Origin of the sequence: Kribbella sp. NPDC058245, assembly GCF_042882005.1 — a bacterium.
Lineage (GTDB): Bacteria > Actinomycetota > Actinomycetes > Propionibacteriales > Kribbellaceae > Kribbella.
Map to the genome: position 1 here is coordinate 213,657 of NZ_JBHVWY010000013.1, position 21,360 is coordinate 235,016.

9 protein-coding genes and 1 riboswitch are annotated in these 21,360 nt (G+C 68.4%); of the genes, 3 read left to right on the top strand and 6 right to left on the bottom strand.

Annotated features, from left to right (window positions below; translation table 11 throughout):
* Positions 1–7: 7 nt before the first annotated feature.
* Both ACFVWG_RS28765 and ACFVWG_RS28770 read left to right on the top strand, forming a co-directional pair.
* Complete coding sequence (locus tag ACFVWG_RS28765) at positions 8–202, top strand: hypothetical protein (protein WP_391546541.1); 195 nt, start codon at positions 8–10, stop codon at positions 200–202.
* A gap of 31 nt (positions 203–233) precedes the next feature.
* Positions 234–2,144, top strand: a complete 1,911-nt coding sequence (locus ACFVWG_RS28770; protein WP_391546542.1) for a potassium transporter Kup — start codon at positions 234–236, stop codon at positions 2,142–2,144.
* Here the strand turns inward: ACFVWG_RS28770 and ACFVWG_RS28775 are convergent.
* Genes ACFVWG_RS28775 through ACFVWG_RS28800 form a run of 6 tightly spaced genes read right to left on the bottom strand, consistent with a single transcriptional unit; the run spans position 2,134 to position 20,373 of the window.
* Positions 2,134–3,966 carry a hypothetical protein gene (locus ACFVWG_RS28775; RefSeq protein WP_391546543.1) on the bottom strand — a complete coding sequence of 611 codons (1,833 nt, stop codon included), beginning with the start codon at positions 3,964–3,966 and terminating at the stop codon, positions 2,134–2,136. The genes ACFVWG_RS28770 and ACFVWG_RS28775 overlap by 11 nt on opposite strands.
* Positions 3,963–9,083: a hypothetical protein gene (locus tag ACFVWG_RS28780; protein ID WP_391546544.1), complete on the bottom strand. Its 5,121-nt coding sequence runs from the start codon at positions 9,081–9,083 to the stop codon at positions 3,963–3,965. The genes ACFVWG_RS28775 and ACFVWG_RS28780 overlap by 4 nt, the downstream gene beginning before the upstream one ends.
* The gene (locus tag ACFVWG_RS28785) at positions 9,083–12,115 is read right to left on the bottom strand and encodes a hypothetical protein (protein ID WP_391546545.1); all 3,033 of its coding nucleotides are present in this window, start codon (positions 12,113–12,115) and stop codon (positions 9,083–9,085) included. Before ACFVWG_RS28785 ends, ACFVWG_RS28780 begins: the two co-directional genes overlap by 1 nt.
* Positions 12,112–13,239 (bottom strand): Kelch repeat-containing protein, encoded by a 1,128-nt coding sequence (locus ACFVWG_RS28790; protein ID WP_391546546.1) that lies wholly within the window; start codon positions 13,237–13,239, stop codon positions 12,112–12,114. Before ACFVWG_RS28790 ends, ACFVWG_RS28785 begins: the two co-directional genes overlap by 4 nt.
* A 14-nt stretch (positions 13,240–13,253) precedes the next feature.
* Positions 13,254–17,864 (bottom strand): DUF6603 domain-containing protein, encoded by a 4,611-nt coding sequence (locus tag ACFVWG_RS28795; protein WP_391546547.1) that lies wholly within the window; start codon positions 17,862–17,864, stop codon positions 13,254–13,256.
* Positions 17,857–20,373, bottom strand: coding sequence for a hypothetical protein (locus ACFVWG_RS28800; RefSeq protein WP_391546548.1), 2,517 nt, complete (start codon positions 20,371–20,373; stop codon positions 17,857–17,859). Before ACFVWG_RS28800 ends, ACFVWG_RS28795 begins: the two co-directional genes overlap by 8 nt.
* 175 nt (positions 20,374–20,548) lie before the next feature.
* On the opposite strand from ACFVWG_RS28800, the gene ACFVWG_RS28805 reads away from it, so the two are divergent.
* The gene (locus ACFVWG_RS28805; protein WP_391546549.1) at positions 20,549–21,154 is read left to right on the top strand and encodes a DinB family protein; all 606 of its coding nucleotides are present in this window, start codon (positions 20,549–20,551) and stop codon (positions 21,152–21,154) included.
* Positions 21,155–21,212: 58 nt separating this feature from the next.
* Positions 21,213–21,326: riboswitch (cobalamin riboswitch) on the top strand.
* Positions 21,327–21,360 lie beyond the last annotated feature (34 nt).

The window sequence follows — 21,360 nt, forward strand, 5'->3', positions numbered from 1 at the left end:
TCCGTCCATGGGAAAGATTGTCTCCATCGCCTTCGGCGTGTTGCTGACCGTGCTCGGCGCCGTCTGGACACTGCAGGGGCTGGGCTACCTCAAGGGCAGCTCGATGACCGGCAGTTCGCTGTGGGCCATCGTCGGCCCGATCGTCGCCGCCTTCGGCGTCGGGCTGCTGTACGTCGCCATCCGGGGGCCACGGAAGCGCTGACAGGGCCCGCCGCCATGGTTCAATCTTCAGCGTGACGAGCCAGACCACGGGGGTACGGACCCCGGCCAAGGCCGCTTTGATGATCGGCGCCCTCGGCGTCGTCTTCGGCGACATCGGGACCAGTCCGATCTATGCCATCCAGACGATCTTCAACCCAGGTGACCCGCATCCGGTGGCGACCGCCACCACGAACGTCTTCGGGATCATCTCCCTGGTCTTCTGGTCGGTCACGATCGTGGTGACCCTGAAGTACGTGCTGCTGGTGCTGCGCGCCGACAACCACGGCGAGGGCGGCATCCTCGCGATGATCACCCTGATCCGCGGCACCGGCGGGTCGAGCGGCCGCCGGACCACCGTCGTGCTGGCCGCCCTGGGCATCTTCGGCGCCTCGTTGTTCTTCGGTGACTCGATGATCACACCGGCCATCTCGGTGCTGTCCGCGGTCGAGGGGATCGAGGTTCTCCAGCCGGGCCTGGCGGCGTGGGTGGTGCCGATCACCGCGGCGATCATCCTCGGCCTGTTCAGCGTGCAGCGCCACGGCAGCGGCCGGATCGGCCGCTCGTTCGGGCCGATCATGATCGTCTGGTTCATCACGATCGCCGTCTGCGGGATCGGCGGCATCGTGCGGCACCCGAGCATCCTCAAGGCCCTGTCCCCCACCTACGCGATCGGATTCCTGACCGGCCACTTCGGTACGGCGTTCTTCGCCCTGGCCGCTGTCGTCCTGGCGATCACCGGCGCCGAGGCCCTCTACGCCGATCTCGGGCACTTCGGCCGTAAGCCGATCACCAGGGCCTGGCTGTTCATGGTCTTCCCCGCCCTCATCCTGAGCTACCTCGGCCAGGGCGCCCTGGTCCTGGAGGACCCGAACGGCTTCACCAGCCCGTTCTTCCTGCTGGTCCCGGAGTGGGGCCGGATCCCGATGGTGGTCCTGGCCACCGCCGCCACCGTCATCGCCGCGCAGGCCGTGATCACCGGCGCCTTCTCGGTCGCGCACCAGGCTGTCCAGCTCGGCTACCTGCCCCGGCTGCGGATCAGGTACACCTCGACCGAGAGCGCCGGCCAGATCTACGTGCCGTGGGTGAACTGGGCGCTGATGATCGCGGTCCTGACCCTGGTGTTCGCCTTCGAGAGCTCCGCCGCCCTGGCGTTCGCCTACGGGATGGCGGTCACCGGGACGATCGTCATCAACTCCCTGCTGTTCTTCTACCTCGTCCGCAAACTGTGGCGGAAGCCGCTGTGGATGGTCATCGTCGGCGCGGTCTTCTTCCTCAGCGTCGAGCTCCTGTTCCTCGCCGCGAACCTGACCAAGTTCGTCCACGGCGGCTGGCTACCACTGCTGATCGCGGTCACCGTCTTCACCGTGCTCACCACCTGGCAGCAGGGCCGTCAGCTCGTCACGGCCAAGCGCGAGAAAGAGGAGGGCCTGCTCCGCGAGTTCATCGACACCCTGCACGAGCGCCCGATCACCCGCGTCCCCGGTACGGCGGTCTTCCTCAACCGTGGCAACACCACCGTGCCGCTCGCGATGCGCGCCAATGTCGAGCACAACCACGTCCTGCACCGCAACGTGGTCATCCTGTCGATCGAGACCCTCACGGTCCCGCACGTCCCCGAAGAGGAGCGCGTCCTGGTCGACGACCTCGGCTACACCGACGACGGCATCATCCACGTCACCGCCCGCCTGGGCTACGTCGAGAACGCCAACGTCCCCGAGATCCTCGCCCAGGCGGCCGCCCAGAGCACCGAGCTGACCGTCGACCCCGACGACACCTCCTACTTCCTCTCCGCCATCGAGCTCAAGCTGGGCGACACCCCCGGCATGCCCCGCTGGCGCAAGCACATCTTCCTGGCCACCACCGGCATCACCGCCGACGCGGCGGAGTACTTCCACCTCCCCCGCGAACAGGTCGTCATCGTGGGATCCCAGATCACTGTTTAGGCGGTGTGTCGACCAGACGGTCGAAGGCGAGGCCACTGGAGGCCTCGCCACGGCCGCTGGAACGCTTGGCGCTGAGCCAGAGCGAAACCGATCCATCGCGCCAGCGGGTCCGGTTGTAGGCGGTGGTGACAGTGGTGCCGGTGCGCGGCACCTCCTCTTCGTGGACGAGGTACTTGCCCTTGTTCGCCACCAGTCCCTCGCGGAGCAGGCTGGTCTGCGGACGCACCGGCTGACCGTCGATACCGAGCATCGCGCCGCGGCGGAGCTGGATCGTCCGGTTGCTCCCGGCCACCTGGACCGGGACGAACGGGATCCAGTGGTCCGGCACCGAGCTCATCGTCTCGTAGGCGACTGGAGCCAGTGGACCGGTCGCTTCGACCTCTGGCCAGAACTTGCGCCGGTACGCCGTTCGCTCGGCGGCGACCTCACTTCCGCGCCGCCCGCGACCCGTGGCCAGCGGGACGGTCTGCTCGATCGCCCAGACCATGTTCGCGTTCTCGTCCCGGACCAGCAGCGCTTCCTCGAGGGTAGGCCCTTCGCTCACCTTCGGGACCGTGGCCGGCAGATAGAGACTGGTGTCGGCGGAGACGTGCTCGGACCCGATGGTGTCCAGGCCGAACATCGCCCAGCGGCGCTTGTCTTCGTCGTCACCGGCTCCGGCCGGCGTGACCCACAGCCGCTCCTCGAACACATCGGTCACTGCGAGCCCCTGGACCGTGGCGATCGCTCCGGCGGGCAGATCACACGGTACGACGTACCAGTCGTTGCTGTAGACGAGGGCGAACTCCAGGAAGACCAGCCGGGCGAGGTCGGTGCTGTCCGGGCGGACACTGGCGAAGTTCGTCCGGCCGTCCTCGAAGGCCCACCAGCGCGGCAGCGGCATCCCGGAGAACCGGACCGGCGCCGGGAACACCGTCGTCGTCACCGGTGCGGACGGAGGCGCCGCGCCACCCAGTGTGGCCTGGGAGTCGATCGAGAACGCATGCCAGTCGAGGTCACCGCCGGGGTACTCCTCGGCGGTCAGCACCCGCTCGCCGGTCGCCGTCTGCGCGGCGACGGAGAACCGGTGCTCCAGCCGGCTCGAATCCCAGGCACCGTTGTCGACGGGCTGGTCAATCAGCTCATCGAACCACGCGACCAGCAACGGACCGAGCCGCCGCAGCTCGGCCGCGGCGAGGATATTGGTGAGCAGCCCGGGGATTCCGTTGTCGGCGAAGCCACCGCTCTTGCAGTGCAGATAGAGCTCGTAGCCGTCCATCCGCCGGCCCGCGACCGTCTGCTGCGCCGACCAGACCTCCGGATGCGCGACCCGGGCGCTGTCCAGATCGAGATCCGGATTCGGTGCTGCGATCGGCCACCGCTTGACGTACTTGGCGCCGAGCCCGAGCACCGTCGGAATCAGGTCATTGGCTCCGATCATTTTCAGCCAGCGCCGCCCGATCGCCAGCCGCAGGTCGTAGGAGATCCGGTCGGTACCGATCGTGAACGGCACCTTGCGCCGCTCGGCCCGCGACTCCAGCGGATAGTCCGGCTTCAGCTCCTGGACCGCGCCGTCGCCCGGACGGAACCGGCTCGGCGTGGTCACCTCCACGTGATAGGTGGCCGTCACCGGCGACCCGCCGTCGGATCCGCGGAACTCGCCGAGCTGCCACTGCCGGCTCAGCATCCACAACGGATCGCGGACCTCGGCCCGCAACGCCCGGCTGAAGTCGGTCGTCCGCGGTCGCCCCTCCAGCCGGTTCCACAGTCCGACGGTCGGCAACTCGCGGTCCCGCAGCGCCGCCGCCATCTCGTCGATGCGGACGGGCGGTTCCTCACTCATTTGGCCCCCAGGGCTTCGGCTTTCCAGCGGAGATTGCCGGTGGCCAGGTCGGTGCTGATGGTGATCTGCTGCCGGGTCGCCGACAGGACAGTGGCCGGTAGCAACTGCCCGTACGCCGTCCGGTCCAGTTGCGCGGGCTCCACCGCACGAACCTTGGCCAGCTGATAGGTGTCGTTGACCGCATCGACGAGATCGGACCAGCTCCACTTCCCGTCGGCGCTGCGCACCGGCGGCGCGACGAGCAGCATGGTCTGTGGCGGTTCCGAGTCCGGCCCGTCGTAGTTCAAGGCGATACCGCTGGACTCGACAGCCGCCGGGATCACTTCGGTCCACTCGTCCAGCAGGAGACCGCAGTACCGGTCACCGTCCATCGAGCGGGCCGCGTAGTGCGCGGTATAGAGCAGCTTGTCCTCATTGAGGTCGTAGTCGGCCCTGAACTCGAGGCCCAGCCAACCGTCCTCGTCGCGGTACGGCAGTTGGACCGGCGTGAGCTCAGGCTCACGCCAACCGGCGATCGGGCCGAGCAGCCCGCCGTCACCACGCAACGCATCGCTGAGCAGCACAACCTGCTCCCACCAGCGCGGCTTCTCCCGGACCCGCGCCACACCGTGCGCCCAGTCGTCGATGGCGAGCTTGGGCAGGTGCGCGAGCAACTGCTTGCTCTCGTCCCTGCTGTTCTGCCATTGGTCGAGCACACCAGCCGGTACGCCGAACTCCGGGATCACGAGGACGTCCTCGCCGAGCAGGATCTTCAGCGCGTCAGTGGTCGCCAGCACCCGATCCGGACCGGGCCCGGCGGCGTCGTACTTGACCAGCTCCAGACCGGCGTTCTTGGTCCGCTCGTCGATCTCCTTGCCCAGTGTCCTGGCCCGGTCGCGCAGGTCGGTGGCGGACCCGATGATCCGGTCCTGGAACGGTTTCAGGTCGATGCCGGTGGCATCGAACTTGGCGAGCGGCAGCTTGTCGATCGCGGCCAGCAGACCACTGAGCGTGGGCTCCGTGGTCTTCGCCAGCGCCTCGTACTCGCCGCGCCGCCGATCGAAGTTCGACCGATCGCTGCGGAGCCGGGTACGGAACGCCAGCGGGCTGGTGGCCGGCACCGGCGTGGTGAGCAAGAGCCGCTCGACCTGGAGCAGCAACCGGAACCGCGCATCGTCGGATGTGCTCGACGGCAACGCGTCGTACGTCTTCAGGAGATCGTCGGCAGCCTTGAGCGAACCCTTCAACCGCTCGTGGACGACGTTCGCCGCGGCCAGAACCTCGCTGTACACCTCACCGCGCCAGCGCGCCAGCTCGCCCCAACTGCTCCGCACCATCCCGAATCCACTCGCGGTGACGCCAAGCCCGGCGTACTCCGTCAGCAGACTGTCGATCTGGGCGACGAGCTTGGCTCGCTGGACCGGCTCGACCAGCAGCGGGGTGTTCTTGTCCTCCAAGGTCTGCGCCCGGGTCCGCAGCTGGCCGAGGCTCGCGAGCACTGCCACGACCCGATCCTTGTCCAGTACGACGTTCTCGTCCGCGGACCGTCCGGCTGTCGCGGCACCGGCCGCCGGGGTCAGGTCGGTGGATCGCAGCGGCCGCGACGTCGTCAGCAGGGTCCGCAGTGCGTCGACGAGCGGGGACAGCTCGAAGAAGGTGACCTTGTTCTCGATCCGCTCGGTGTAGTGGATCGTCAGCCGGGCGTCCGGCCGTGGCTTGTCGCGGGCGATGACCGCGCCGAGGATCCTGTCGTCGAGGTCGGTCATCGCGCCCTCGTTCTGCGGGCGGAGCGCCCAGAGCAGGTCGATCGACGACAGCCCGAGGTCGGACTGGCTGACGATCCGGCTCTTCGGAGTACCGTCCGGTGCCTTCCACCGGACGATCACCTGCACGGTCTCGGCCGGCGGCACGATGTCCGGCAGCCAGACGTCGACCGCAGGCTCGGCCTTCCCCCGCGGCGTGGGCCGCTGGGCCGGATCGAGATCGGTGCGCAGGTTGAGACCGAAGCGATGGGTCAGCGTGTGACCGCTGCGCGGCGTCCTGATCACCGCAGGATCCGGCGGCAGCCCTTCCTTGGCATAGGCGTCCAAGGTCGCCGAGGCTCGTTCCGGGTTCCCCATCAACGCCTGATGGGTGCCTTCGGCAACGGCCAGGTCGGCGAGCGCGTCCTGGACGTCGATGAGCTTCTTGACCTCCGCGGTGATGACTTCTGCCTGGGTCTCGCTGGCCGGCCGCAGCTTCGGCAGACCCCAGGGGTAGAGGGCCTCGGGGCCCAGCGGAGCGACATGCCGGATCAACTCGAGGCCGTCGACGACGTTGCGCGCCTCCAGCACCTCGATCGCCGTACCGTCCGGCGCCTTCGTCAGCTTGCCCGACCGCAGCGGGAACTGCTGACGCAGCGACAGAATGAACTTGTCCAGCTCGACATCGGTGTACAGGTCGTGCAAACCGCGCTCCAACCGGTAGCCGAGCACCGCGCCCAGCGACTGGCCCTGGCGCATCGAATCCAGCACCGACAGCGCGATCCGGATCCGCTCGCTGGTCAAGTTGATCGCGAACGTGTCGGGATCGGTCGCACTGTGATTGGCCTGGTAGCCGGCCCGCAGTACGGCGGCTGTCGTGGCGTGACTCATGGAGGGCGCGTGGATATAGCCCCCGTTGCTGGTGTCCTCGCGCAGCGGCCGCGGATCGTGGTCGGTGAAGATCTTCGCCAGCTCACCGGTAAGCGTCTTGTTCGGCAACGCGGGAAGACGTGGTTTGACACCGTCGAGCCATCCGTACGCGCCGATGTGGACGCCGCGCTTCACGGTCCCGTCGGCTTGATAGCGCAGCTCGGCAAGACGTTCGGTGACCAGACCGGTTCGCCAGGCGTCCAGCCGGTACGTCGCCAGATCCAGATGCTCGGTGAGGACCCGCTCGAGCTTGGCCGTCGGCAGCTTGGCCAGGTGCCCGATCGCTTGCAGCTGTTCACGCAGCCGCGCGGTCTCGGTCGCCGTGTCCAGCACATCCGGGATGTACTCGGCGATGGTCTTCGCCGGGTCGATCGCCTCGATGCGCGAGTACAGCGTCCGGTACCGGCTCTCGCTCGGGATCGCACCGGTGGTGATGTGGATGAACGCCGGATCAGCCGTCGGTACGTCGATCCCGGCGCGGGCCGCCAGCTGCCGGGCCGCGTCCTCCCACCCCAGGAGCAGGGCGTGCCGCAGCAGCAGGTAGAGGATCGCCGCCGGCGGATTCCCGTCGAGACCGTCCTCGAGCCGGATCACGTCCAGGTTGCTCGCGCCGTACGTCGTGAGCCAGGTCAGGTAGTCCTTGCGCAGCGACTTGGTCTCCGACAGCGGCCCGTCCTCGACCAGCGGCCCGAGCAACGGGTACTGCGTCTCCAGCGGCAGGCGGCCGATCACATCAGGGTCAGGACCGGCGTACCCGAGTCTCTGCAGCAGCGCGCGAATCTCGACCGGACCGGCAAGCTCATCAAGACCGGTGAGCTCGAGACTGGCGAGACTCGCGCCGCGCAGGATCTCGGCGGCACTGCGCGAGTACCGCTGGTGGAACTCGGCCGACGACGGATGCAGCGCCAGGATGTCGAGCAGCAACTGATGCGCCTGCCGCGGGGTGTCGAGATGCGGTACGTCGAGAGCGGCCCGATCCCAGTCCTCGCCGATCGTGCTCACCACGCGCTTGAGCCCGGAACGGAAGTCGCCCTCCGGCCACGCCAGCCGTTTGAACGCAGTCGTCGGCAGCACGCCGTACGGCTGCCGTCCGACCCGTACGGCGGGCAGCGGCCCGCGACCGGTCACCGAGCGCAGGAAGAACTGCCGGGTCTGCTCGACCGTCGCGGCCGGCAGCATCGGGTTCAGGGTTGTCGCGAGGAAGTTGCCCCAAGTGGCCGGCCAGAGCGCGGTGTTCGCCGCGCGCGCGTCCTGCTGATCGGTGCCGTCCGCGTTCGGGACGGCCATCACCTGGGCGGGGTCGAGACCCAGCAACTCGGCGTACCACTGCCCGTCGGACCTGGTCGCCGCATCAGTCGCCAACGCGGGCATCGTCGCCGGCGCCGCTTCGGTGCCGACCTGTCCGGCGGACCGCTCCTCGGTGTTGTTGGTCGGCGTCCCTTGCGCGACGAACGAGAAACCGTCGGAGCTGCGGAGCTGGTCGGTGATCAGGCTCCCCAGCTCGGCGGCCTCCGACTCGGGGGTCGAGCCGGTGCGCAGGCCGATCACGACCAGCCGGTCGACACCACCCGCGTAGTCACCCTCGCGCTTGATCCGGATCCCCATCCCGAGGTCGACCGCGCGCTGGAAGTTCGTCAGCCACAGCAGCTTGTCCGGCACATGCAGTTCGCGCGTGTCCTTGTCGATCTGAAGCTGGTCCTCGCGCGGCGTCTTCGGGTCGGGGCTGACCGCCAGCCGCTGCTGACTCAGCGGGGTGCCCGGGAAGGCGAAGACCTGGCGATCACCGATGAACCCGATGAACATGAACCGATCCGGCAGCAGCCTTGCCTCGGCGGCCCGCGCCCACGAGAACGGCGCGAACCCGGCCGGCCTCGGCAGCACGAGGAAGGCCACCGTCACCGCATCACCGGCACCGGCCGGGATGTTGTCGATCCCGACCGGACGACGCGCACGGATCGCCTCCGCCCGGGCGGGACCGACGGCTGTGAGCAGAGCGAAGTCGGCCGACCGGATCGCGTCGCGATCACCGCGAGCGCGCCAGATCGACGTCCAGTACGTCGTCGTCGGCTGCCGATCGGCGGCCGGTAAGGCCTGCGGGGTACTGATCACCAGGACCGGCCCCGTCGTGGTCGGCCGGTCCTGCGGATTGGCCGGGTGATGATCGCCGACCAGCCAACCGGCTCGGCCGATCGCGATCTGCGTGGTCAGCTGCCGCCACGCCACCTGTACCGCGGCCTGATCGCCACCCGCCATCCAGACAGCGGTCCAGTACGCCGACACCGCGCCGAACTCGGCCTCGGTCGGCAGCTTCTCGAACTTGTCGATCGACCACTCGTCGGGAAACACCCGGACCAGCAGGTGGGTCTCGGTGAACCGGGTCTCCAGCCGGACCGGGCCGAGCAGCACTGGGTAGCTGTCGGACAACCGGTCCGCGGGCAGTTCGGCGGCCGGCAGGGATTCAGTCATCAGGGCAACATCTCCTGGGCGTGCACGGCCATCAGAATCGGGACCTGGAACAACATGTAGGCAAGGTCGGCGGAGCTCAGCTTCCAGTTCCACTCCGGCAGTGCGTCGTCGTCCAGCTTCTGGATTTCCTTGTCCTCGTCGTCGTCCGGATCGGGATCGCCCGGGTCGTTGGCCGCGACCAGCCGCACGGTGACGTCCGCGGCCAGCTCGATGAACCCAGTGCTGTGCGGGTCGACGTTGCCCCAGGCCAGGTCGTTCCAGACCTCGACGTTCTTCGCCTCGCTCTCGTCGAGCCCGAACCGCAGCTCGCCGGGCCGTTCCTTGATCACGAAGAACCAGCCGGCCTCCCCGGGCTCGGGCTCGCCCGGCAGCTGCGGTCCGCCCTTGGCCTTGGCCGCGGTCAGGTCGAAGCCGAGCAGGTAGATGTCCGGCTCGACCTTGGCCGCGTAGATCGGGGTCCGGATCTCGGTGTCCAGATCGCGCTCCCGGCTGAGATCGGGCTCGGTGCCGTTCAGCTCCCACTTCGCCTTCTGCGCGTAGATGGCCGCGGTGGGGTACTTCTTCAGCAGGTCACCGCGAATCACCAGGACCAGCTCGTCCTCGTTCTCCTTGGTGGCCTCGCGATGATCGTGACCACCGAGCACCGACTCGGGCACCCACTCGTTGACCGGTGGGATGTCGTAGAGCCGCTCCCGGCGATCCTCAGCACTCTCGCCCTCCGGACCGGGAATCGCGTGGACGTCCCAGAACTGGCGGAACGGCGTACCGCGCAGGTCCGTCGGGAACTCCCGCCACAGCAACTCGCGAGCGAACTCGTGGTTGAGGCCGACCAGGTAGGACTCGATGAACTCCTGATTGGTCTCCAGCAGCGTGATGCTGTTCTGCTCGACCAGCCCGATGTTGGGGACGAACAGATCCGGTGACAGCTTCAGCAGCGACTCGTACATCGGCTCGTCGAACACCGGGTAGGCCATCGCCTCGATGAACTGGTCGGCGAACGGACGCAACCGTTGCGGCAACCGCACCGCGTTCAGCAGGCTCCGCGGTACCGTCTCCTCCGCAGACAACCCAGCCTGTACGGCGTCCGTCGTCGCCGCGAGCCCGAGTTCGGGGCGCACGGGCGCCTCCGCGCCGGCAGCTGCCTCGGTGAAGCTGCGCGCTACATCGGCCAACGCCCTCGCGAGCCGATCGTCGGTCACCGTCTCGACGGCGAACTGGGCCGCGTGGCTGACCAGCCGCTCCGCGGTCAGCCCACCGGGCGCCGTCTTGGGCGGCGCGGCGACCACCGTGCCCTCGTCGATCAGCGTGATCAGCTCCGCAGGCGGCGGCGCGTGCTCGAAGTCGAGAGCCCGCATCAACCGGCCCGGGCGCATCATCCGGCGCATCGGCGCCGACACCGGCGCGGCCGCCACCCGGCTGCCGGCCAGGTGGTAGCCGACGGCAACGGTCTCGACGGCACCGGCTCCGCCGGCACCGTTCAGGCCGGCCCCGCCCGGGACCTGAGTGGTGACGCGGGAGTGGGCGGGCGCCGTCAGGGTCAGCGCCCGCCCGGAGCGTGTGGCCGCGCGGGCGTTCGCGGCCGGTTCCTCGAGGTGCTTGGTCTGGATCCGGCCGGCGACCTGGCGGGCCAACTGGGCGGCGCGAATCTTCGCGTTCACCGCGATCACGTCGCCGACCTGCTCCCAGGCCGCCGCCATCAGTTCCTCCTGGCGCTCCTTGACCACCTGGGTGCCAAAGTTCGCCGCCATCCGGAACCGTGGATCCAGATTGAGTTTGTGCAACCAGGCGCGCTTGAGCGGACCGTCGACATCCAGTCGCGAGGTCAGGGCATGCCAGCGCCCGTACAACGGCGGCGTGACGATCGGGTCGTCGTCGTCGGCGAGCAGGTCTACGACGCCGTACTGGGTGTGCGCCGCGACCACCCCGATCCCCTGGTAGTCACCGCCGAGGTTGATCCAGTCGGCGAGCTTGCGCTGGAACGGCTGCGGGAAGCTGGTCTTGTCCCACTGGTCGAACGCGTCGTCCTTGGTCCCGATGACCCGTAGCGCCCCGCCGAGCCGCAGGACGCCGCTCGGCGAGTCCGGAATCGTCGTCGTGACGCCCGGCAGCAGCGGATGCGGCTTGTTGTGCGCGTCGACGTCGCGCCGGGCAACCAGCGGATTCTGTTCCCGCGGCTGCAACAGCCGGACGAGGTCCTCGAAGTCGCCTTTGGTGCCGGTGCTGAAGTACCAGCGGTGATAGTACGGCAGGCTCGATGCTTCGGCCCGGTCGTAGTTGCCGTCGGTACCGCCCCAGCTCGGGTACTCCGCCGACGGCGTCTTGCGCGGATCCAGCCCCAGACCGGCGAGCCGGCCGGCCTCGAAGGACGGCACCAGGAACGCGTGGTAGCCGGTACTGGCGGACAGGTGCCGCGGCGACATCAGCCGCGAGCAGGCCAGATCGGGGTTCGTCCGGAGTACTTCCTGGAAGCGAGCCATCGCGGCGTCGTTGTTGTCCGCAAGGACCTTGTCGGCCAGCGGACCGTTCACATGGACGTGCGCCCAGGCGCCCAGCTTATCCGGGTTCGGCAGCGCCGCGGGGTTGCTGACCGTGATGAACGGCAGCGGGCGGCCGGTCACGGCACCATCGGTGAACTCGCCGCCGCCCGAGCCGTCCGGGCCTGCGGCCAGCACCACCAGCGCCAGCCACGGCCGGATCCGGCCGGTCTCCGGGTCGATCCCGGCCGGACTGTACCGCCAGAGGAAGTCCTCGTCGTAGAACTCGATGTGGGCCAGGTAGTTCGGCTCGACGTTGGTGACCCACGGCCGCGGCTCGGTCCGGACGATCGCCCGCGGGTCGATGCCGATCACGTCGCCGGGGCCGTACAGCTCGACCGGCTGCGTGATGTCCTGCGGTGCACCACCGTCGGCCTGCAGCCGAAGGCCGACCGGGATGGTCGCCCGCCCGGACGCCCCCGCACCGCCGGTGATCTTGGTCGCGATCCCGGTGCGCAGGAAGGGCAGGAAGGAGTAGTAGGACCCGTCCTCGCTCACGCCGGGCTCCAGACTTCGGCCGTCGCGGTCAGCTCGTCCTTACCTGGCTCGGCCGCAGCTGGTCCGGAGCGGGTGACGCCACCGATGACGACCACCTTGCCGTCGACCGCGGCCGCGGCGAACCCGAACCGGCCGGCGGCCAGCTGACCCGCCGGCTGCCAGGAACCCGCCTTGAGCTGCAAGGCGTTCGGATAGCCGATGTCGGCCGTGGCGCCATCGGTGCCTCCGGCAACCAATGCTTCCTTGTCCGCCAGCGCGACGGCACGGTGCCCACTCCGCCCGTACGGCAGGTCCGGTCCCGGAGTCCACCCCGAACCGGGCGTGTAGATCTCGGTGGACCGGAGACTGAACGGATTGAACGTGCCGTCGCCTGGACCACCTGGCGAGTGGCCGCCGACCACCAGCACGGTGTTGTCCGACAGTTCGACGGCCTGGTGCTGCGTCCGCGGTACGGCGAGACTCCCGGTCGCCGTCCACGTGTTCTTCGTGGTGTCGTACAACTCGCAGTACGCGAGCGCCGCATCCGCCGTACCGGAGACCGGCGTACTGCCGCCGATGACGAGGATCAGGTTGTTGCTGAGCAGGATCGACTGGTGACCGCTGCGGGCGTCGATCATCGGCGCCGCGTCGGACCACGTGCCGTCGCTGGGCGTGAAGATCTCGGCCGAGGCCAAGGCACCGTGCGATTGGGGCGAACGGCGGTTGCGGCCGCCGGTGACCAGCACCCGGCCGTCCGACATCACGACGGCGCTGTGCCCCCAGCGGCCGACCTTCAGGTCACCGGTCGTGCCGACCCACTTCTTGTCCTTCGGGACATACAGCTCGGCCTTCTTCGAACCTTCCGACGGGAACGTCGCCGTACCGGTGATCCCACCGGCGACCAGAACCACGTCGTCCTTGAGGAACGTCATCGTGTGCAGGCGCCGGGCCAGGGTCAGCGGCAGGGTCTCGGTCCATTTGTCGTCGCCGACCGCGTAGAACGCCGACTTGTCCAGCGCCTTCCCAGTAGCGTCCGCGCCGCCGGCCACCAGCACCCGCTTGTCCGACAGTACGACCGCCGTGTCGTCCTGCCCGGTCCAGGCCGTGGCCGTGGTCAGCGGGTCCTTCGTGGGCTTCCAGGTCATGACTGAGTCCTCCATCAGGGCGTGAAAAGCTCGGCGGTCGAGACGCTGACCGTGCTCCGTTCGATGCCGCCGGCAACGAGCAGGCGGCCGTCCGGAAGCAGTGCAGCGGCGAAGTCGGTACGGCCGGTGCCGAGCGGGCCCGTGCTGCGCCAGGTGTCCTTGGCCGGGTGGTAGACGAGGACCGAGCGGAAGCCGGCATCGTGGGCCGGGCCGGTGGAACCACCGATCACGACCACCTCCCCCGTCGCGATCCGGATGCTGTGGTGATGGCTGCGACCGGTCGGCAGATCCTTGACCCGCTTCCAGACGCCGTCCCGGTAGACCTCGGCGGTCCGCTGGCCGGCCGGATCGAACCGCCGGGCCACCGCGACTCCGGAGGCGTCGCCGCCGGTCACCAGCACTGCGCCGTCATCGCCCAGCACGGTCGCCTGGTGCCCACTGCGCGGGACGGTCAGATCGCCGGTCACCCTCCACGTCTTGGCGGCCGGGTCGAAGAGCTCGCAGAACGCGAGCGGCGCCGACTGCGCGTCGCCGGTCGGCCGGCGGCCACCGATCACGAGCACCTGCTCACCGATCAGCACTGCCTGGTGATCGGTCCTGGCCTCGCTCATCGCACCGACCGACGTCCACTTGCGGGTCGCCGGATCGAACAACTCTGCCGATGCCAGGGCACGGCCGTCGGTACTGTTGCCGCCGGCAACGAGGACCAGGCCGCTCTTCAGCCGCGTCGCGGTGTGCCCCGACCGGCCGGCTGTGAGCGGAGCCGGCACCGCGGACCAGGTGTTGGTGACTGGGTCGAAGATCTCGGCCGAGGTCTCGGTACCGATCCCGCCGATGGCCAGGGCGCGGCCGTTCAGCAAGGTGGTGAGCGTGTGCCCGGTCCGCGCCACAGTCAGCTCACCCGGTGCGGTCCAGGTTGCGGTGTCCACCTCGAACAGTCCGCCGGACCTCGTCGGAACACCGTCCGGTGTGGTACCACCGGCGTACAGGACCTTGCCGTTGTTCAGGGCAACCATCGGCGAACCGGCGGCCGTCACCGGCAGGATGCCCGCGGACGACCAGCGCTCCGGCACCGGCGGCGTCCCGTGGGCTTCGTCGACCGGGATCACGTGCAGCTTGTCGGCGAGCCGCGGGTCCTTGCCGACCCAGTCGCTCATCGCATCCGTCGCAGCCGATGCGCTGCGGAAGCTGGTCGCCGTACTGCCTGGGGCGAAAGCCTGCGAATTGTCGCGGGCGTGCGCAACGACGTACCGGCGGCCAGGGATCTTCACCGCATCGTCGAACGGCTGCAACTGCTTGGCCCGCTGCTGCGACAGTGGCGACGTACTGATGCTGTTGCCGGCCAGCAGTTGGCGGAAGACCACCGGGTTGGGCTCGTAGTACTTCGGCTTCGGCTTGACCGCGGCGCCGACCGTAGCCAACGGCTCGGTACGGCGCGGCTTGGGCTTGCGTTTGTTGTCCAGGATCCGCAGCTCGTAGCGCGAGCTGCGCCGGACGAACCTCGACCTGGCGATCTCGGTCGCGCTCTGCACGGCGGTCAGCTCGATCCCGGCATCCTGCAGTTCGTAGGCCGGCCGGCTCAGCTTCGTCGCGTCGTCCATCGTCTGGTACTGCGCCATCGCGAACTGATCGTCGGTCGCTGCCACCTGGACCAGGCCGCTGTTCGGAGCCGGCTCGACGGTGAATCGGTGGCCGTCGCGCGGCGCCTGCTGACCGACCTTGTCCAGCCGGACCCCGAGCGGGATCGCGCGCTGCCGGACGGTCAGCGTGCCCATCGGGTGCAGCACCAGGTCCTCGGTCGGATCGAGCTGCCGCAACGTCACCAGGGGCTTGGTGCCGCCGGTCGGCAACTGCGTGCGCCAGCCCTCGACCTTGCTGATCTCCGAGATCAGCAGCGGCATCACGTCGACCGGCGGCAGGACGGTGTTGTGCTCCTCGCCCCAGCTGATGTCGAAATCGGCCGAGATCTCGAAGAACAGCAGCGAGATCGACCCGCGCCCGTGCGCCCGGAACGGCGCCGGCCCCTCGAGGACGAAGTGCAGGTCGATCCCGAACAGCCCGACACCGAAGGCCTTCAGCGACACGCCCGCCTCGACCTCGATCACGAACGCGAACGGCGAGAACCGGAACAGCGCGTCGAACCCGAGGTGCCCGTGCAGACCGAAGTCGTCGAAGCCCAGCGTCAGCTCGGCGTGTGCCCCGAACTGCACCGAGTTGCTGGTGATCGCGAAATACCCTTCGACCCGGATCTTCGCCGCCGCCTGGTTCAGGATGTCGATCGCCAGCCGGCGCGGGACCGGGAACGGCAACGCCGGCGGCTGGAACGCCGGGTGGAACCCACCGACCGTCAGCACCAGCTCGGCGTCGTCCCCCCAGCCGACCAGCAGCCCGATGCCGCCCTCGATCGACATGAACAGGATCCGCGACTCGAACAGCTCCGCGAAGAACCACAACCGCGACTTGTCGAACTCGATCGCCCCGGCGAAGTTCACCTGCAGCACCAGCAGCGGCAGCTCCTTGGTCGGCAGCAGGCATTTCAGGACACCGACGATCGCGATGTTGCCCGGGATCTCGATGATGACCCCGAGCGACACCGTCACGATGGACGGCGTACCCCAGCCGATCTTGGCCATCGGCCCGATCAGGAACTTGCCGTCCTCGGCCGGGAAGAACGTCCGCAGGTCACTGAGGATCCGCGGCGCGTTCGCCACCACGTCCTTCGGGAACATCACCGACTCGATCGCCCCGCTGCGCACCCCCTGCGCGAGCGCGTCCAGGTTCATCCCGCGGTTCAGCCCGACCAGCCCGCCGACCGCGAGCAGCGTGAATCCGTACCCCAGCTGGATCCCGCCACCACCGAACTCGGTCGCGATCACGATCAGCAGCGAGAACCCGTCGCTCCCGTCCGGCTTCTTCGTGCTGATCAGCCCGATCGCCTTCAGCTCCAGGAAGTTCGCGAACTCCAGCTCCAGCGCCCCGGCGTACTCGCCCTTGTCCGGATCGAACGACAGGTAACCCCCACCGCTGATCACACCGGCGTCGACCGACAGCCCGACCCCCTTCGGTGGCTTGAACCCGAACGACACGTCCAGCGGCCCGAGATTCCCGTCCCCGTCCGACCGGATCGCGAACGTGGCCCGCACCCCGATGTCCTCGACCACCGCCTGCATCGGCCCGAACGCGACCTTGAACGTCGTCCCGACCCCGACCGGGATCCCGTCCGCCCCGGCCCCGACCGACAGCGTCAGCGCCTGAACCTCCACCGGCCCGATCTGCAGATGCACCGGAATCTGCAACTCCAGCCCCGCCGACCCCCGGAAGTACAACCCGTCCCGTCCCGACAGCCCCACCGTCAGATCAGCATCGATCTGCACCCCGTCCTTCGGCAGCACCGCCCCGATGAACCCATCAGCCCCGGCCGGCGAAAACACGAACCGGAGCCCCTCAAGACTCACCTCGCCATAGACATCCGGCCCGCTCCCACCCACGCGAACCCCGGCCCCACCCGACAACTTCCGGTACTCCAGCCGAGTCTTCCCCGCCTCCCCGAACAGCAGCGTCGGCGCACCATCCGCCTTGCCCCGCGCGACCTTCGCCTCCAGACTCGCGAGCTCGCGGCCGGGCACCCCCTCGAACCCGGTCACCACCTCCAGCGGCTCCCCCGGCCGGATCAAGAGGGCAAACCCAGCCGTCAGATCCGCTCCCGAACGAACCGTCACCTTGAAGTCAGGACCGATCTCGTACTCGAACCCCAGCGCCCCCGCAAACTCCGGAAACACCACCACCCCGGGCAACCGCCCACCCCCCGCCGGCAAGAAGCCCACATCGACCGCCGCCGACAGCCGCGTGTTCTCCCGCTGATGGTTGAAGAATGACGCCCGAATGACGCGGTCGTATCCACCGTCAGGGCCCTGCACGATCTCCGCGACCCGAGGGCTCATCCGATCCGCCGCCACCTGTTGCTGCAGACCGGCGAACAGATTGTCCACCTGACGGGAGAATGCCGCGAAGTCGAAGTCCGCGGTCGCCCAGCCGAACGCCTCGTGCAACACCTGCCCGGGGTCGCCCAGTAACTTCGGCAACGCCTCCAGCACCAGCTCGTGCTGAAGGTAGGCAGTCCTCCCGCCACCCGCGGCGACGTACCTGGTCCGGATGATTCCGAGCAGACGCAGTCCGGCTTCGAGCCCCGGCCGGTACGACGAGAGGTAGTGGATGATCAGGTAGTCGAGGAGCTGCCGGGGAAACTTCTCGCGAAAACCGGCTGCTCGCAGCGCAGCCGGGATGGCGCTGTCCGGCGCAGACGCCAGCGCACGGATGCTGTCGACCATCGCTTGCAGAGCAGCCGCGACGCGGGCCAGATCGCTGGCATCGAAGTCGCCGTTCGGCTCACCGATCGCCCCGTCGACCGACAGCCCGCCATCGCCGAGTACCGCCACCAATGCCTCGTAGAGACGATCGGCCGACGACCCGAGAGACTGCACGGCCGGAGGTACCTGATCGGTGTCCCAGCCGAGCTCCAGCAAGAGTCCGACGGCACGATCCGGCGTCTGCAGGATCGAGCGCAACCTCAACAGCGCCTGGCCGACGCCGGCCACCAACTGCCCGACCATACCCAGCTCAGTCATCCTTCTTGGCCCCCGGGTAGCGGTCGCTCACTCTGGAATGCAGGCTGGGATTGACGCGGCTGACGATCAGCCACCGGCAGACGAAGCAGAACTCGCCGTGGTGATCCTTGCCGTGCTGGTCGCGCATCTTGCAGGTCCCGGCCGGACGGTAGATGCCACCGGGGAAGCGATCGCCGCCCTCGTAGACACCGATCAGCTGATCCTCGAAATGCGGCATCTTGACGTTCGGCATGTCGCTCACCGGCTCGTCGGGCGCCGACTTCGGATTGAAGTTGTCCAGATCCTTGTTGAGCGGCTTCTTCTGGGTGGCGATGTAGGCGATCACGTTGGGGTCGGTCGCCACCAGGACAGTCCCCGCCTTGTCCCTGACCGGCACGTAGAGCAGCGTGCCGGCCGGGAACTCCAGGCCGGCTGCCAGACCGGTCTTGGACAGCGTGATCATGCCGGTCCAGCGGTCGACCAGGATCGACAGTCCCTCGGTCTGCGGGGGCTGGTTCGGGCCGTCCGACAACTGCTGACCGTCGGCGTCGATGTGGCGCAGGCGCAGCGTCGCGGTGAGCTTGCGCGCCTCGGCCCAGGCCCACTGGTCCAGGGCGACGGAGCTGACCCGGACCGTGATCCTGCCCGCTACCGACGTCGCCGGCTCCTGCAGGATCGACGAGATCCGGGCGCGGAGCAGCTTGGCCCACTTCAGGTTCGCCGGGTTGATCTTGTTGTCGCCCTGGGTGTCTGCGATCGAGTGGTAGCGAACCAGGTTGTCCGTGACCTCCGGAACGATCGAGTCGGCGTCCGGATGCCGTCCTGCCGCCGTCTCGTACTCGTCCGCGAGGTTGAAACTGTGGCCGAACTCGTGCGCGATCAGGTCGGCCATCCGGCCGTAGTCGTGCGTCGGGGTGCCTGCTGGTGGATTCACCCGGTCCAGCACATTTCCCGACAGGGCCGCCGACACCTCCGAGGTTGCGCCCAGCGACGTCGCCATCGCGAGATGCTCGTGGAAGTTGGTCCCGCCGCTGAACGGTTCGTTGCAGATCACACCGATCATCCCGGCGCTGGGCTTGAAGGTGCCTCTCTGGCGAACCCACAGCTTCGTCCCGAGCTTGTCCCCCGGATTCAGCTCCAGGTTGCCGATCAGCTGCATCAGCGACAGGTCCGGCGCCAGCAAGGTCCGCAACTCCGGCGGATGCCGCCGCGGGTCCGGCACGGGGTTCGACGTTCCCTGCGTCACGAAGAACTGGTGCAGACGCTGGACGAAGTCCCGGATGTTCTCCGGAATGTCCGTGTCATCGGTGGGTGGTTTGACCTCCGTCCCGCCCGACTGCGACTCGCGGTCTGCCAGCCGCGCCCCGAAGGACATCCCCAGCACGGTGTCCCTGGCCTGCAGGATTCCGGCCGGCACCTGCGCTTTCCACGCCTCGACAAGCTTGCGGTCCACCTTCGCCTTGTCGAACGAGGCGTACTTCAGCTCAGTCCAGAGGGCGACGAGCTCGTCCCGGTCGCGCGTCTCGCCGCGGGGCGGCAGACCGACCAGTGCCACCAGCCGATCGACGTCGTACATCGCCTCGTCGCCGGCCGAGGCCGGAGTCGGAATGGGCGAGCCTACCTTGACGTCGCCGCCCTTCGCGGCCGTCAGCGGTGGCCCGATCGTCGCCAGCCGCTCCTGCGACGCCGTGAAGTGCGAGAAGATGTTGAAGTCGTCGGCCAGCATCGGGTAGGGCTGGTGCCGCTTCTGCGACAGCAGCACCGCAGTCGCCTGCCGGACGCGCTCCTCGAAGAGCCCCTTCTCGTCCTGCGTGAAGCCGTCCGCGACGAAGAGCATGGTGTGGGTGGACTCGACCGCCGCGAGGCTCACGATCTTGACCTTGTCGAGCTTGCGAGTCGCCCGGTAGTTGACGGCACGGACCGGCAGCGGCTTCGGCGTACCGCCGGGAAGCGTGCCGGTGATCTCCACTGGGGCGGTCGTCTCCGCCACGCCCCGCAACCTGCCGTCGCCGGTGATCCGGACCAGGTTCTCGTTGGACGACGCCAGCCGGATGTAGCCGTGCGCGGTGATGTCTCCGATCAGATCCACGTGCGGGTCGTTCGGGCTGAACTTGGCATAGACCGAGGGCAGCGCGTGCCCCAGCGCCGGGATGGTGACGCCGTCGACGACCGTGTCGTTCTCGACCGCGGTGGTGAGCGACTTGTTGCCGAACCACCAGTCGGTCATCTCGCTGTGCACCTGCACCCGCCCGACGATGTACTCATCGGTCCCGATCACCCGAACCTGGAAGAGGTAGACACCGGGATGCTCACTCTGCAGGCGACCGTTGCCGTCGACCTCAGGCAGTTCCTTGCGCCGCGAGCCGAGCGCCTTGTACGGCGCGAAGAAGTCGAAGGCGAGCTTTTCGCGGCTGACCGCCCTGAGGACGTGCTGTGCGCCGGCCCCGAAGCGCTGCTTGAGGCTGACGGTCACCCCGCCGCCCACCAGGATGTGCAGGTCGCAGTGCGGGAAAAAGACAGATCCGGCCAAGCCCCCAGGTCCTTTCCTCTTCGTGGCGGACGAAAAGCAGTGACGCCCGTCCAGGATCCGGGAGGCCGACAGCAGTCGACAACCGTGGGTGACGCCTTGTGCACCATCGGGCATGCGGTCGGCGTGATCGGGTCGCATTGACTTTGCACGGCGACTCGGGGTTCAATTCGAACAGGTGTTCGATTGGAAGGGAAGCTCGATGGCCGAGGCGTTCGACTGGGAGTTGCTGCATCGGCCGTCGGCGATGGCGATGGTGCGGGGACAGTTGGGGTTCAGTTGGCTTGTGCTGTCGGGACGGTTGGCGCGGCTGACCGACGACGAGTACTTCTGGCAGCCGCGCGGTGAGGCGTTGACCGTCGTACGGCGGCATTACCCGAGCCACTACCGGTCACAGGGCGCCGGCGAGTGGGTCGCGCAGTGGCCGGACGAGCCGGATCATCGGGGACCGCGGACGATCGCGTGGCTGATCGCGCATCTGACGGAGACGTTCTTCGAGCGGTGGGAGTGGACGTTCGGGCCGCGGGAGCAGGGCCGCGGCGACATCACGCTGCATGGGAACGCACGCGACGCGGTGGCCTGGCTGACCCATTGGGTGGAGGCCTGGCAGGACGGGATCGCGGCGCTGATGGAGGACCAGGTGACGACGACGGGGCTCAGTCAGGCGACCGCGCTGGACGCCGAAGAGCCGTTCGGGCACGTCGTGTTACGTCTCAATCGCGAACTGATTCATCACGGATCAGAGATCATGACGCTACAGGATCTGTATGGCGTGGCCGCGTGAGGACCACAACATATGCGCCGACGGCGTGTCGCCTACCACTAGATCTAGCGACTCACCTAGAGTCTTCTCTGCTGGCGGTCAGGGGAATCCGGTGCAATTCCGGAGCTGCCCCGCAACGGTGAGCGGAGAGTTTCCGCGAGTCCGGGTACCTGTCGCCGGCGCGTGCACCGCCGGTGCACGCGGTCCGAGACCTCGAGGGTGGGTCG

Bases quoted from the DNA above. Each gene is read 5' to 3' on its own strand.
- ACFVWG_RS28765 (WP_391546541.1), top strand. From the start codon at position 8: ATGGGAAAGATTGTCTCCATCGCCTTCGGCGTGTTGCTGACCGTGCTC.
- ACFVWG_RS28775 (WP_391546543.1), bottom strand. From the start codon at position 3,966: ATGAGTGAGGAACCGCCCGTCCGCATCGACGAGATGGCGGCGGCGCTG.
- ACFVWG_RS28780 (WP_391546544.1), bottom strand. From the start codon at position 9,083: ATGACTGAATCCCTGCCGGCCGCCGAACTGCCCGCGGACCGGTTGTCC.
- ACFVWG_RS28790 (WP_391546546.1), bottom strand. From the start codon at position 13,239: ATGACCTGGAAGCCCACGAAGGACCCGCTGACCACGGCCACGGCCTGG.
- ACFVWG_RS28795 (WP_391546547.1), bottom strand. From the start codon at position 17,864: ATGACTGAGCTGGGTATGGTCGGGCAGTTGGTGGCCGGCGTCGGCCAG.